The organism is Daejeonella sp. (assembly GCF_044342615.1).
GTDB lineage: Bacteria > Bacteroidota > Bacteroidia > Sphingobacteriales > Sphingobacteriaceae > Daejeonella.
The window spans coordinates 1-12264 of the sequence record NZ_JBIIPN010000076.1; the positions used below are offsets into that span (position 1 = coordinate 1).

At 34.0% G+C, this 12264-nt stretch carries 13 protein-coding genes; 3 read left to right on the forward strand and 10 right to left on the reverse strand.

Features of this window, described 5'->3' with window-relative positions:
- The 10 genes from ACIQ0D_RS07855 to ubiE form a co-directional block, all read right to left on the reverse strand.
- On the reverse strand, nucleotides 1-1674 hold a 1674-nt coding region (locus ACIQ0D_RS07855), incomplete at its 3' end, for an outer membrane protein assembly factor (protein WP_395804406.1).
- Between the two features lie 61 nt (nucleotides 1675-1735).
- Complete coding sequence (locus ACIQ0D_RS07860) at nucleotides 1736-2476, reverse strand: isoprenyl transferase (protein WP_395804408.1); 741 nt, start codon at nucleotides 2474-2476, stop codon at nucleotides 1736-1738.
- 242 nt (nucleotides 2477-2718) lie between these two features.
- A complete protein-coding gene (locus ACIQ0D_RS07865; protein WP_395804410.1) occupies nucleotides 2719-3510 on the reverse strand; it encodes a DUF6089 family protein in 792 nt (263 codons plus the stop codon).
- 15 nt (nucleotides 3511-3525) lie between these two features.
- Nucleotides 3526-4410 carry an NAD kinase gene (locus tag ACIQ0D_RS07870; RefSeq protein ID WP_395804412.1) on the reverse strand — a complete coding sequence of 295 codons (885 nt, stop codon included), beginning with the start codon at nucleotides 4408-4410 and terminating at the stop codon, nucleotides 3526-3528.
- A gap of 9 nt (nucleotides 4411-4419) precedes the next feature.
- Nucleotides 4420-5082, reverse strand: a complete 663-nt coding sequence (locus ACIQ0D_RS07875; RefSeq protein WP_395804414.1) for a CBS domain-containing protein — start codon at nucleotides 5080-5082, stop codon at nucleotides 4420-4422.
- Between the two features lie 9 nt (nucleotides 5083-5091).
- The gene (locus tag ACIQ0D_RS07880; RefSeq protein ID WP_395804416.1) at nucleotides 5092-5850 is read right to left on the reverse strand and encodes an alpha/beta fold hydrolase; all 759 of its coding nucleotides are present in this window, start codon (nucleotides 5848-5850) and stop codon (nucleotides 5092-5094) included.
- A gap of 94 nt (nucleotides 5851-5944) precedes the next feature.
- The gene (locus tag ACIQ0D_RS07885) at nucleotides 5945-6397 is read right to left on the reverse strand and encodes a GatB/YqeY domain-containing protein (protein ID WP_395804418.1); all 453 of its coding nucleotides are present in this window, start codon (nucleotides 6395-6397) and stop codon (nucleotides 5945-5947) included.
- 116 nt (nucleotides 6398-6513) lie between these two features.
- Complete coding sequence (locus ACIQ0D_RS07890) at nucleotides 6514-7269, reverse strand: SDR family NAD(P)-dependent oxidoreductase (RefSeq protein ID WP_395804420.1); 756 nt, start codon at nucleotides 7267-7269, stop codon at nucleotides 6514-6516.
- A 39-nt stretch (nucleotides 7270-7308) separates the two neighbouring features.
- Nucleotides 7309-8046 carry an outer membrane beta-barrel protein gene (locus tag ACIQ0D_RS07895; RefSeq protein WP_395804422.1) on the reverse strand — a complete coding sequence of 246 codons (738 nt, stop codon included), beginning with the start codon at nucleotides 8044-8046 and terminating at the stop codon, nucleotides 7309-7311.
- Nucleotides 8043-8774, reverse strand: coding sequence for a bifunctional demethylmenaquinone methyltransferase/2-methoxy-6-polyprenyl-1,4-benzoquinol methylase UbiE (gene ubiE, locus ACIQ0D_RS07900; protein WP_395804424.1), 732 nt, complete (start codon nucleotides 8772-8774; stop codon nucleotides 8043-8045). The genes ACIQ0D_RS07895 and ubiE overlap by 4 nt, the downstream gene beginning before the upstream one ends.
- A 138-nt stretch (nucleotides 8775-8912) precedes the next feature.
- On the opposite strand from ubiE, the gene yihA reads away from it, so the two are divergent.
- The 3 genes from yihA (at nucleotide 8913) to ACIQ0D_RS07915 (ending at nucleotide 12160) form a co-directional block, all read left to right on the forward strand.
- Nucleotides 8913-9515: a ribosome biogenesis GTP-binding protein YihA/YsxC gene (gene yihA / locus ACIQ0D_RS07905; RefSeq protein ID WP_395804426.1), complete on the forward strand. Its 603-nt coding sequence runs from the start codon at nucleotides 8913-8915 to the stop codon at nucleotides 9513-9515.
- A 67-nt stretch (nucleotides 9516-9582) separates the two neighbouring features.
- Nucleotides 9583-10443, forward strand: coding sequence for a 4-hydroxybenzoate octaprenyltransferase (locus tag ACIQ0D_RS07910; protein ID WP_395804428.1), 861 nt, complete (start codon nucleotides 9583-9585; stop codon nucleotides 10441-10443).
- Nucleotide 10444: 1 nt separating this feature from the next.
- Entirely contained in the window at nucleotides 10445-12160 is a 1716-nt protein-coding gene (locus ACIQ0D_RS07915; protein WP_395804430.1) for a M3 family oligoendopeptidase, read from the forward strand.
- The last annotated feature ends 104 nt before the right edge of the window (nucleotides 12161-12264 follow it).

A 12264-nucleotide genomic window follows, 5' to 3' on the forward strand; every position in this document is an offset into this window, starting at 1 on the left:
AATCTTCTGCTGATTTATATCATTATTTCTTAAACCATTAGATTGAAGCGATGTAAATGCACTAATTCCGAAATAAATAGGTTTTTTACCTCCTAACCAAGGTTCAGAAAATGAAAAACTATATGATTGGTAGAATTTACCATTAGTTTGACCTCTAATACTCAATTTTTGTCCGTCTCCTTTAGGAAGTGGCTTCCATGCACTCTTGTTAAACAAATTCCTTGCTGAAAAATTATTAAAAGTTAATCCGAGTGTACCAACCACTCGACCACCACCAAATCCACCTGATAATTCAATCTGATCGGAAGGCTTTTCTACCACAGTATATTCAATATCTACCGTACCGTCACTTGGATTTATATTAATAGGTTTTGGATCTGTCTTAGTATCATCAAAATTCCCCAATTGAGCAATTTCACGGGTACTTCTCACTATTAATTCTTTAGAAAACTTCTGTCCCGGTTTGGTACGAATCTCTCTAAGAACAACCTTATCATTGGTTAATTCATTACCCTTAACCATAATCTTATTAATGGTGTACTGCGGACCTTCATACAAACGAATTTCAAGATCAATAGTATCACCATAGATTTTAGTTTGAACTGGATCAATATTAAAGGTAAGATAACCATCATTCAAATAAAGAGAAGAAACATCATCTCCACCAGGACTATTTGATAATTTTTTATCTAATTTCTTTTCACTAAAAACCTCTCCTTTTTTTACAGATAGAATAGCGTCTAATATTTTAGTTGAATATTTTGCATTTCCCGCCCAAGTAATATTTCCAAAATAATATTTAGGACCTTCATATAAGTCAATCTTTACACCTATGGTGTTATCACCAGTTCGAAAGGTTGTGTCCTTTAATATTTCAGCATCGCGATAACCCTTTTCATGCATTTTTGCAATCATGGACAACTTATCTTCATCATATTTATTTTGAAGAAACTTCCCTGAACCAAATACTTTATATAACGCTTTTTGCTTAGTCTTTTTTAGATATTTTTTAAGAGCGGCACTTTTAAAATCCTTATTTCCTGTAAAAGTAATATCACTGATTTTCACACGATCATTTTTATCAACTTTGATATCCAAAATCATGTTATTTGCTTCAGAAGTATCTCTTCGTTGAGTAATGGTTACGTCTGTAAATAAAAATCCTTTATCAACAAAATGCTTTTTAATGATATCTGTTGTAGTTTTTAACAGGTTTTCATTAACAACTTTACCAGTTTTATCATTTAACTTCTCATTTATATCTGTTACTTCACCCTTTTTTAATCCCAAAAGTTCAATTTTTGTTAAACGAGGTCGTTCAACTACAAATATTTCAAAAAATACAGTATCTAACCTTATTTCAGCAATATTTAATTTCACATCATCAAAAAGACCTTGTGCCCATAAATTTTTAACCGCATTAGAAGTTGCATCACCTGGAACTGTAATACGATCGCCTTTTGTTAATTTTGAAATAGTTACAAGTACATCCTTATCAAGAAACTCAGTACCAATAACGCTTGTACCACCAATAACCAATTCTTGCGGGTTGAGGTAACTTAATTCGGAATTTGACGTAGTTCTTGCAGGTGTTGGTGTTCCGGTTCGCCCAAACTGAGCCATTGCAGAAGTACCAGATATTAATAGAAAAAATAATAATAAAATGCGGTTCATTTGTTGTATTTAACGGTGCTAAAATAAGCTAATCGCTTGTTAAAAAGTGTTAAAAGTGAAATTAATTCAACTGCTCACTAATCATTCCAAATCGTCGTTCACGTTTTTGAAAATCAATAACAGCCTCAAAGAGGTCCTCTCGCCTGAAATCAGGCCATAATTTTGAAGTGAAATATAATTCAGAATAAGCTATTTGCCATAACATATAATTACTAATTCGATGTTCGCCACTAGTTCGAATCATTAATTCGGGATCTGGCATACCTCCCGTATTTAAATGAGCTGAAAAAAGCTCTTCTGTAATATCATCTGTCTTTAATTCACCAGTCTTTACCTTATTTGCAATCGTCTTAGCAGCTTCAGTAATTTCCCACCTTGAGCTATAACTTAAAGCTAAAGTTAAGGTACAATTGGTATTTCCTGACGTTTTTTCAATTGCTTCCTCTAATTGACGAAAGCATCTTTCTGGCAATGAACTTAAATTTCCAATAGCATTTAATCGAACACCATTCTCCATTAATGTTTTTGTCTCTTTACTAATAGTAGAAACCAATAATTCCATAAGTGCCATTACTTCAAGCTTTGGGCGGTTCCAGTTTTCTGTAGAAAAAGCATAAAGGGTTAAATATTTAATTCCAAGCTGAACAGCTCCCTCAACAGTATCACGCACAGCTAAAACACCATTTTGATGCCCAAAAACACGCAACTTCCCCTTCTCTTTGGCCCAACGTCCATTCCCATCCATTATCACTGCCAAATGCTTTGGCAAACGGTCTTTATCTATCTGTTCAAGTAAACTCATCGAATCATTTTAACGCAAAATTTACAACAATTTTACAAAACAAAAACATTTTGATTTGTAAGAAATCAAAAGCCTTGAAAGAAAATTGTTCCAAAATTTCGAAATGCAAAGTTATGACTAAATTATGTTATTCCACTACAAGAAATTAAAAGAGAATGATAGCAAATAAATGAACAATGTTTTCACCCAGAATCATAAACCCATTCATAAAAAACGTTTTATTTTAAATTTATTATCTCAAATTAAAAAGTGGGACATCGAATCGGAACAAAAGTAAAGCTAAGAGTTATGCCAGCAAACATGTAAGTATCATGTGGTCTAAAATCGCCTCTTTGTGTTCCTGGAATACCAATTTTTGGAAAAAACGATCGATCAGATAATTCTTGAGATATCGGGGTTTTAAGAGGAATAGCACCATAATCAGGGTATCTACCACTAATATCATCCAGGTAATCAGTAAATGCGGTACGATATCCTATTTCTCCAATAATATTAAAATTACCTCCAATATTATATTTTACACCCAAACCATAGGGCACACTAATAGCCCTATTTTTATAGGCAACAGCTTCAGTTTCTGCTAGTCTAAGAGATACTTCATCACCAACATATTCAGTCATCGGTTCGAAAGAAAGTGTGGCTACACCTGTAAATAAATAGGGACTAAATCTTTTATTCCCATAACTGTACATATCGCCTGCCAAATATTTAAAGAAATTAAATTCAACTTGCATAGATAACTCTGAAACCTTTGAATAAAAATTTAAATTTCGGTCTCTTTGATAGGGATTAGTTGATTTAGCATCATCACCTTGTATTTTTCCACTCATATAAGCAAGCTTTGCCGACCAATAACCATCAAAATTTCTTTTAAATTGAGCTCCATGTGCAAAATCAGTAAATTTTTGCGGCCTAATAGGATTTATATCTCCCATATAACCAGAACTACCTAAAAAAGCGCCTATTTCCCATGTTTGTGCTGAGGCAGAAGTACTTATTAAAAAAAAGAAAACAATAAATATCAATCTAGGCATTTATCACAGGCTTTATCAGTAATTTCTGGTATCAATTCCCCAAAGTAATTTATTCCTTAACGTTGCTAAATAATTTTCATTATTTAGCCTAATTAAATTTATTCCAAAATCGGCCTTTCTAACACTAACTTTTATAGAAGTATCAATTACTTCAGTTCTAGAATCACATGTCAGTAGATATTTAGAGCTTCTACCTTCAATTTCAAAGGAAAGCACATTAGTATCCGATAAAACAATTGGTCTAACATTAAGATTATGTGGTGAAATTGGAGTCACCACCATATTTCCAGATCTAGGCAAAACAATTGGTCCTCCACAGCTTAAAGAATAAGCTGTCGAACCTGTTGGAGTAGCCACAATTAAACCATCTGCCCAATAGGAGTTTAAAAAATCACCATTCAAATAAGCATGTATAATCATCATTGCAGAAGTATCTCGCTTATGAATAGTGACATCATTTAATGCAAAATTTTCATTGCCAAATAAATTTAGTTCCGATTCAATGCATAGCTGAACACGTTGATCTAATGTAAACTCCTTATTTATTAAACTTTTAATTGCAGAAGCTATTTCATCCTTATTGATACTCGCCAAAAAGCCTAATCTTCCAAAATTAATACCAATTACAGGAATATTTGAATCGCGAATGAGGGTAACTGTATCGAGTAATGTACCATCACCACCGAGACTAATCATGACATCAACTTTAGATGAAATAAGATCTTGATAATTTTGAAATGGGTGAAGTTTTTGATCTGAATGTATTTTACCTGTAATAAACTGCTTGTATTTATCATGTACATATACTTCAATATCATTATCTGCTAGGATATTGAAAATCTGTTGAACATGCGGTAAAACAGTGTTATTGAATTGCCTGCCGTAAATTGCAATTTTCATGTTGAATTATTAAATATCTAGGTAATTCATTAACTGATCATATCTATCGGAGGTTCCATCGTAAGATTTGATATCGTTAAAAGTAGCCTTAACCACATAATTATACCTGAGAAAAGAAGCGATAATGGATGATATTTCTGTCCTATTTAGCTTAAGAGTAATTTCAAGCTTTGTAGAATCAGGGAATGACTCAACAAAAGAGCTTAAAATTTGCGCATTATCAGATTCTACAATTTGGGCAATATGAGATAATGAATTGTTTCTATTATCAACCTCAAGGACAATTATCCCCCCAGGCTCCTTTGCAGAAGTAAGGGTAGCCAAATGCTCAATGATTGTATTGATAGAAATTAGCCCTTTGTAATTTTTATTCGCGTCAAGAACAGGTAATAAACTTAATTTTTGTTCATAAAAAAGGCGAATTACATCATAAATATGCTGTTCTTCATATATAAATGGACTGTAAAGAGATAGACTAAGCGCAGCTACAGGAAGAGTATGATCATGAACTTCTAGGATATCATGATCAGACACAAGGCCCATGTATTGCTTGTTATCAATTATGGGCAAATGGTTTACACGAAACTCAGCCATCTTATCAATAACGTTCTGAATAGAATCAGAAGACCTTACTGGTGTAATGGCAACAGAAATGAGCTCGTGTGCATACATAGTATTAGCTTAATAAATACGATCTAAAAACTTTTTTAAATACGCATTAAATTCAATTGGTCTTTCCATCATGGGAGCATGACCGCATTTTTCAACCCAATTTAACTCAGAATCAGGTAAAAGTTGATTAAATTCAACCCCTACTTCTGGTGGTGTAATTCTATCGTCTTTACCCCAAATTAAACAAACTGGGACTTTAATTTTGTGAATATCTTTAGACATATTATGTCTAATTGCTGATTTGGCCATAGCCAAAATCTTAATCACTTTAATCCTATCGTTTACCGTTTTATAAACTTCATCAACAAGTTCCTTTGTTGCAATTGCCGGATCATAAAAGGTGAATTCAACTTTCCCTTTAATAAAATCATAATCCTCTCTTTTAGGAAAAGATCCCCCAAAAGCGTTCTCGTATAAACCAGAACTTCCTGTTAAAACCAAGGACTTTACCTCTTCCGGATGATTTAAAGTATAAATTAAACCTACATGTCCTCCCAATGAATTACCTAAAACGGTGATATTCTTTAGTTTTTTATATTTTACGAATTTATGAACAAATTTAGCAAGTGATTTTACCCCTGTGCTTATCAGTGGCAAGTCGTACAATGGTAATAATGGGATAATTACGCGGTAATCTTTCTTAAATTCATTAACCACATCAGTCCAATTGCTAAGCGCACCCATCAAACCATGAAGTAGTATTAGCACTTCGCCCTCACCCTCATCAATATATTTAAACCCGTTTTCTTCTTTTATCGAGAATTCCATAGAATTATTAAGTACATGTTTGATGCTAAGATATAAGTCTATATCTTAATTTTGCATAAAATTAAATTTTATACGAAAAACAGATTTAATTTAATCAGCTACCCAGTATTTCTTTTACAACTTCAGATATTGTTTTTCCGTCTGCTTTACCTGCTAATTCCTTGTTAACCAAGCCCATTACCTTGCCCATATCCTTCATACTTGTAGCTCCTGTCCGGGTAACGGCCTCCTTAACATACAAAATTATTGCCTCACGATCCATTTGCTGTGGAAGGTAGGCCTCAATAACCTGCAATTCCTCAATTTCTATTTCAAAGAGATCGGGACGATTTTGCGCTTGATAAATATCTGCCGATTCCTTGCGTTGCTTTACAAGCTTTTGAAGAACTTTAATTTCCATTTCTTCAGAAATCCCTTCTTCTGCACCTTTTTCTGTTTTTGCAAGTAACAATGCCGCTTTAATGGCTCTTAATCCACGAAGCTTCGCACTGTCCTTATTTAGCATCGCTGCCTTTATATCTTGATCAATTGTTTGTTGAAGAGACATTAAAAAAATGATTTAATAATTAGTTAGTATTATTCAAAATTACACAATCCTACTTACATGACTAGATGATATACAAATTTACCAAAATTATTGTAGTAAAATTGTAAAATCGGTCATTATTCCCTCAAAAGATGCGATGTATTAGCTTGTGCCGTAGGCATAACCAGCATATCGTTAATATTTACATGTGGCGGTCTAGATGCTACAAACCAAATCGTTTCTGCGATATCTTGCGCATGAAGGGGTTCAAAACCTTCATAAACCTTCTTTGCACGTTCTTTATCACCATGGAACCTAACTTCAGAAAACTCAGTCTCTACTGCTCCAGGATGAACTGCTGTTACCTTAATTTTGTAAGGTAAAAGGTCTATACGCATAGCCTTATTCAATGAATCAACCGCATGTTTAGTTGCACAATAAACATTACCATTTTGATAGGTCTCTTTACCTGCAATAGACCCTATATTAATGATATGCCCCGATCCAATTTTTATCATCCAATTCGAGACTAGCTTAGTCACATACAATAATCCTTTGATATTGGTATCTATCATAACCTCCCAATCTTGTGTACTTCCTGAATTAATTGGATCTAAACCTTGAGATAAACCAGCATTATTGATAAGAATATCTACCTTTTTCCAATCATCCGTTAAGGTTTCAAGTTTAGCTACATCTTCCTTAATTTGAACATCCATAGTAATGGTATTTACCCGGATTCCAAATTCGGACACTAATTGCCTAGCTAATGCATCTAGACGCTCTGTTCTTCTTCCTGTGAGAATAAGATCATATTTTTTATCGGCGAAAAGACGTGCGCAGGCTTCGCCAATTCCAGCAGTTGCACCAGTGATTAAAGCTATTTTTGACATAATATTTTAAAATTCTAAATTAACAATTTCCATAAAAGGCTATTCAAAAAACAAACTAAACTGAATATTTCTTATAAATAGCTTATCAATGGGAGCAACATATGGGTTTACTAATCTATCTGAGTCCAACAAAACACTCCTCCTTGTTTGTGAGAATTTTATTTCAGGCGACATTTTGAAAAATTCAAAATATAAATCAAAGCCAATACCCGCTTCGTACCAAAGATTATTTTTAGTGTTTTTCAAAAATTTTGCCTCCGCAATTAAACTGGAATCATCTCTTTTCTTTTTAGAGATAATATCCATACTGTACTTAGCACCTCCTATTACGTATGCTCTGAAATTTTTCCTACGGTTAGATTTTAATTTTATTCCTAAGGGAAGATCTATCATTGTGCCTTGAACAATGCGTTGAGTAGAAAAGCTCTGATCTTCAAACTCATAATCGACAATAGCATCTGAGAAAATCATCCCTGGAGTAAATCGTAAATTCGCATTTGTACCCAATTTAAGATCAGAAACAAAGCCTAAACCGAAACCCTGGGTTGGTGGAGAGCTTAAACTTATAAGTGGACTACCTATTAATGGATTAACAAGATCTGGAAATGGCCCCCGCCATTCAGATAATTTCTGAATTTTAAACTCAGATGAGACATATTTAAAATGAAAACCAAAATTGACTCTTTGTAAATCAACTCCCCCTCCGTATGCTTCTTGAGCAGATAATTTAAAAGACAAAAAAAGGAAGAAGAATAAAAAAAGTACTTTTACTTTCATTTAATACCGGTATAAATAGAACAAATGCCAAACGTTAAAGCACGAAATTTGGTGTTTTGATAACCAACTTTTTGCATAAGCATATTAAAATTTTCTCCATCAGGAAAGGATGCTACTGATTCTGGAAGATAAGTATACGCACTACTATCTTTGGAAAAAATTCGCCCAATACTTGGCGTAACATACTTAAAATAGAAATTGTAAGCCTGCTTCACTGGAAAGACCTTCGGTTTTGAGAATTCAAGAATTACTACTTTACCTCCTGGCTTCAATACTCGTAGCATATCGATTAAGCCCTTTTCTAAATTTTCAAAATTTCGGACTCCAAAAGCAACTGTCACGGCATCAAAACTGTCATTATCAAATAATAACTTCTCAGAATCACCCAAACGGACTTCAAACTTTTCATGCATATTACGCTTTTTGATTTTATCTCTAGCGATACTAAGCATGCCATCCGAAATATCAACCCCAATTACTTTTTCAGGATCAAGTGTTTTTATTGCCTCAAAAGCTAAATCGCCAGTCCCAGTAGCTACATCAAGAATCAACGCAGGTTTATCGTTTAAAAGCTCTTTAATGGCTATTTTTCTCCAGATCATATCGATTCCTAGAGACAAAAAATGGTTCAAGAAATCATAAGTTCCTGAAATATTATTGAACATGCTTGCTACTTGCTCTTTTTTAGTAGCATCAGAATCCTGATAAGGCCGTACAGTTTTAGACATGCACAAAGATAATGGATTCAAGCATGAGATAGTAAAGCTATTATACCTTTTCGAAAGAAAACAAATAAAAATGACCTGCAAACGATTGAATTACAGCTTCAGACTTTAAACATTGCTTCATTATTCTAACTTTGCACAATGATCATAAAAAGCGCAGAATTTCAATGCAGTAATACTAGGACAGATAAGTTACCACCTCCTGAATTACCGGAATATGCCTTTATTGGCCGCTCTAACGTAGGAAAATCTTCTTTAATTAATATGCTTGTCCAGAAAAAAGGCCTTGCAAAAACCTCTCAAACACCCGGTAAAACGCAATTAATTAATCATTTTTTAATAAATGATAATTGGCAATTAGTCGATCTTCCAGGTTATGGATATGCAAAAACCTCTAGGAGCAATCGTGGTGAATGGCAAAAATTTATAAGTTATTACCTCAGAAACAGAGAAAACTTGCAATGTGTATTTGTTTTGATTGATAGCCGACTAGATCCTCAAAAAATTGATATTGAATTTTGTTCATGGCTTGGCGAAAATGGATTACCTTTTCAGATAATTTTCACAAAATCCGACAAACAATCTAAAGTTAAGACAGATCAAAGCGTAGCAAAATTCAGAAAATCACTCTTAGAGATATTTGAAGAGGTTCCTACACATTATGTCACTTCTTCAGAAACTCAACAAGGACGTGATGAAATATTAATTTTTATTAGCGATTTAAATAAGTCATTTACCCGTTAAAAGCCTTAAAAAGCCCAAATCAATTCATTAATTTTGCTTTCCAGATCAATTAAACACTGAATTGTTCATGAAAAAATATTTTTCTTTAGTATTGTTTGCACATACCATTTTTGCGATGCCATTTGCATTAATTGGATTTTTTCTAGCTATTTCTAGCACTGAGCAGGAATTTAACTGGCTAAAACTCCTATTGATGGTGTTATGCATGGTTTTTGCACGAAATGCAGCCATGGCTTATAATCGTTACTTGGATAGAGACATTGATGCTCAAAATCCTAGAACTGCTGTTCGCGATATCCCATCTGGAAAAATTAAACCAAATGAAGCCCTTATTTTTACCATTACTAATGGCTTACTTTTTATTATTACGACTCTATTCATAAATAAAATCTGCTTTTATTTATCGCCCGTAGCGCTAGCTGTAGTTCTGGGCTATAGTTATACCAAGCGATTTACACCATTATGTCATCTTGTATTAGGCTTAGGACTTGCGCTGGCACCAATCGGAGCTTATTTAGTTGTTGCAGGCGAATTTGCTATGCTACCCATTTATTTTTCGCTTGCAGTTTTATGTTGGGTAAGTGGTTTTGACATCATTTATGCACTTCAGGATGAGGAGTTTGACCGTAAAAATAAGCTGAACTCCATCCCCGCATGGCTAGGCAAAGAAAGAGCCTTAAACGTCTCATCTATCCTTCATGTTCTTGCGGTTGTTTTCGTTGCCCTACCCTATTTCAATTCAGATTTATCATGGTTTTACCTTGCTGGTGTCTTATTTTTTGCCCTACTATTGATTTATCAACATAGCTTGGTTAAACCTAACGACCTTTCGAAAGTAGACCGTGCGTTTTTTACAAGCAATGGCATTGCATCTGTAATTTTTGCAAGCTTCTTTTTATTAGATACTTACCTTCGTAATCAATTTTAATATGAATGATCTAAAGATTTCCAAAAAAACAAGAAACTATATCCCAGATGGCCTAAAAGTTGATTGGAATAGTCTTGAGCCGATATTCAATGAATTGCAGACAAGAAATATTAAGTCTGTAACCGAACTAGAACATTGGTTATCAGACCGTAGTGAACTCGAAGCGGCTTTGGAGGAGGATTTTGCTTGGCGATATATTCGCATGACATGCGATACAACCGACGAAAAACTATTGAACGACTTTCAATACTTTGCGACCGAAATTGAACCTAAAATTGCTCCAATTAGCAATGAGTTGAATAAGAAATTCATTAATTGCGCGCATACTGCCGAATTAGATCAAAAAAAGTACTTTGTTTATACTCGTGGGATAAAAAAAGCCCTTGAATTATTCAGGGAGGAAAACATTCCACTACTGACACAAATCCAAGTAGAACAGCAAAAATATCAAGGAATTACGGGCTCCATGTCTGTAACACTTAATAATCAAGAGTATACATTAGAACAAGCTGCTGTTTTCTTAAAAGATACAGATAGATCAGTGCGTCAATCGGCATGGGAAGCAATTACAGCCCGTAGGTTGAAAGATAAAGTCCAATTGGACGAATTGTTCAATAGCCTACTAAAGCTTCGCCACCAAGTCGCGCTCAATGCCGGCTTCGAAAATTTTAGAGATTATATGTTTCAGGCTTTAGGTCGCTTCGATTATACTGCAAAAGATTGTTTTAATTTTCATGAAGCCATTGAAAAAGAAATTGTCCCAATTTTAAAGAAACAAGCTGAAAATAGGCGCCAAGCCTTAGGTTTAAGCAGCTTAAAGCCATGGGATATGGAGGTAGATACTTCCGGAAAAGCAGCGCTAAAACCATTTAATAAAGGTGAGGAACTGATTGATAAATCAATTAAATGCTTCAAAGGATTGAGTCAATATATTGGCGAAAGACTCGAAATAATGAAATCAAATGGCTTTTTCGATGTCGATAGCCGCAAAGGAAAAGCACCAGGTGGATATAATTATCCATTGGCAGAAAGTGGAGCTCCTTTTATTTTCATGAACTCTGCAGGTACTTTCCGCGATTTAACCACCATGGTACATGAGGGTGGCCATGCCATTCATACTTTTATTACGGCGAATCTTGAGTTAAATGATTTCAAACATACCCCATCAGAAGTTGCTGAATTGGCTTCGATGAGTATGGAGTTAATTTCTATGGATCATTGGGATGTTTATTTTGAAAATCCTGAGGAATTAAAAAGAGCCAAAAAAGATCAATTAAAGGATGTTTTAAAAACGCTTCCATGGGTTGCAGTGGTAGATCAATTTCAACATTGGATTTATACAAATCCAAATCATAGCACCGAAGAACGCGAGCAATCATGGAAAAATATCTTTGAAACCTTCGGCCAAAATTTTAGTGATTGGTCTGAGCATCCGGAAGCGCTCGAAAATTTATGGCAAAAACAACTCCATATTTTTGAGGTCCCATTTTACTATATAGAATATGGAATTGCTCAACTTGGAGCGATTGCTGTTTGGAAAAACTATAAAAAAGATCCTGAAAAGGGTCTTTCCATGTATTTAGACGCCTTAAAACTAGGTTATACCAAAACGATAAAAGAAATTTACGAAACTGCAGGAATTGAATTTAACTTTAGTGCGGATTATGTGAGAGAATTAGCAGATTTTGTAAAATCTGAGCTTAAAAATTTAGAATAAATTAAATCAAACAAAATAAAAGAAGAATCCATCAATCAATATTTATCAGAATGTACATTCCAAAAAAATATTTTTTATGTTTGGTTCTTTAAACAAACAATTTC

Excerpts from the sequence above, each read along its gene's own strand:
- ACIQ0D_RS07860 (WP_395804408.1), bottom strand. The coding sequence starts at position 2,476 with ATGAGTTTACTTGAACAGATAGATAAAGACCGTTTGCCAAAGCATTTG.
- ACIQ0D_RS07865 (WP_395804410.1), bottom strand. The coding sequence starts at position 3,510 with ATGCCTAGATTGATATTTATTGTTTTCTTTTTTTTAATAAGTACTTCT.
- ACIQ0D_RS07870 (WP_395804412.1), bottom strand. The coding sequence starts at position 4,410 with ATGAAAATTGCAATTTACGGCAGGCAATTCAATAACACTGTTTTACCG.
- ACIQ0D_RS07875 (WP_395804414.1), bottom strand. The coding sequence starts at position 5,082 with ATGTATGCACACGAGCTCATTTCTGTTGCCATTACACCAGTAAGGTCT.
- ACIQ0D_RS07880 (WP_395804416.1), bottom strand. The coding sequence starts at position 5,850 with ATGGAATTCTCGATAAAAGAAGAAAACGGGTTTAAATATATTGATGAG.
- ACIQ0D_RS07885 (WP_395804418.1), bottom strand. The coding sequence starts at position 6,397 with ATGTCTCTTCAACAAACAATTGATCAAGATATAAAGGCAGCGATGCTA.
- ACIQ0D_RS07890 (WP_395804420.1), bottom strand. The coding sequence starts at position 7,269 with ATGTCAAAAATAGCTTTAATCACTGGTGCAACTGCTGGAATTGGCGAA.
- ACIQ0D_RS07895 (WP_395804422.1), bottom strand. The coding sequence starts at position 8,046 with ATGAAAGTAAAAGTACTTTTTTTATTCTTCTTCCTTTTTTTGTCTTTT.
- ubiE (WP_395804424.1), bottom strand. The coding sequence starts at position 8,774 with ATGTCTAAAACTGTACGGCCTTATCAGGATTCTGATGCTACTAAAAAA.
- yihA (WP_395804426.1), top strand. The coding sequence starts at position 8,913 with ATGATCATAAAAAGCGCAGAATTTCAATGCAGTAATACTAGGACAGAT.
- ACIQ0D_RS07910 (WP_395804428.1), top strand. The coding sequence starts at position 9,583 with ATGAAAAAATATTTTTCTTTAGTATTGTTTGCACATACCATTTTTGCG.
- ACIQ0D_RS07915 (WP_395804430.1), top strand. The coding sequence starts at position 10,445 with ATGAATGATCTAAAGATTTCCAAAAAAACAAGAAACTATATCCCAGAT.